Annotated in this window: 2 protein-coding genes; one reads left to right on the top strand and one right to left on the bottom strand. The window is 62.5% G+C overall.

The features are described from left to right. Positions 1 to 210: hypothetical protein (locus IMZ11_RS42475; protein ID WP_228649229.1), on the bottom strand; the 210-nt coding region annotated here is incomplete at its 3' end. A gap of 93 nt (positions 211 to 303) precedes the next feature. Between IMZ11_RS42475 and IMZ11_RS42470 the strand changes: the two genes are divergently transcribed. Continuing rightward, positions 304 to 1,022, top strand: a 719-nt coding sequence (locus IMZ11_RS42470; RefSeq protein ID WP_374463255.1) for an Eco57I restriction-modification methylase domain-containing protein, incomplete at its 3' end; no start/stop codon positions are given.

Below are 1,022 nucleotides of genomic sequence, written 5' to 3'. Positions count from 1 at the left end.
GAGAAAGGACACCCAATCCGCATCGGTGCGCTCCCGGCATCGTGCGGCGAGTGCGAACAAGGCGTCGCGGTTGAGTTCGGACGAGTCGACCGTGATTCCGTGACCGGCCCACCAGCTGCTCACTTTGACTGGGGCGTCGATCTGGCCGATCCCGCCGAGCACTCGCGACGTCAGTAGGTCGCCAACTGCACTGTCGGACTCCTGCCACATGCCGAGTTCCCGCCCCTCCGTCGTCTCGCCCCTCCGGTTGCCCACCGAAGGTGGCGTCAGTCCGGACGGTAGCGGTAATCAGAGGGACCGTGTGTGAGACACGCCCAGAAAGAGCGCATAACGGCGATGGGCACCGGCGGCTACTTGCAGCAGGTCATCGAGCATGTGGCTGAGCGGGTGCAGGCTCGTGACGGCAAGGGGGCTGTAGCTGGTGCGGTCACCGACCTGACCAGGCGACTGTTCGGGTTCGAGTTGCAGATGGGTCCGTTCGCTGTCGCCGAGCTGCGTGCTACCGATCTGCTCGCCGATATCGGAGCGACCTTGCCCGAGAACGGGCTGGGACTGTTTGTGACGGACACGCTCGATGATCCGTATGCCGAGCAGTCCCAGTTGGGTTCGGGGTTAGAACTGATCAGCCGGTCACGCAAGCGTGCGGCACGGGTCAAGGCAAAGACGAAAGTCACTGTGGTGATTGGTAATCCGCCGTACCGCGAGCGTGCGGAAGGTATGGGCGGGTGGATTGAGAACGGTAGCGGTGCTGATCCGTACCGGCCGTTGGATGACTTTCGTGCCGAGGGCAACGGTCGTCATGAGTTCAATCTGAAGAACCTGTATGTCTACTTCTGGCGGTGGGGCACCTGGAAGGTGTTCGATGCCAACGCTGATCAGGCCAACGGGGATACCGGTGTGGTCTGCTACATCACGACCTCGGGGTACCTGCGGGGCCCGGGATTCAAGGGGATGCGTGAGTATCTGAGGCGCAACACCACCGAAGGCTGGATCATCGACGTCTCGCCGGAAGGTCAACGTCC

Source organism: Microtetraspora sp. AC03309 (assembly GCF_020826795.1).
Taxonomy (GTDB): Bacteria; Actinomycetota; Actinomycetes; order Streptosporangiales; family Streptosporangiaceae; genus Microtetraspora; species Microtetraspora glauca.
The sequence above is the reverse complement of the archived record's forward strand: the minus strand, read 5'-3'. Positions and strand labels throughout refer to the sequence as shown.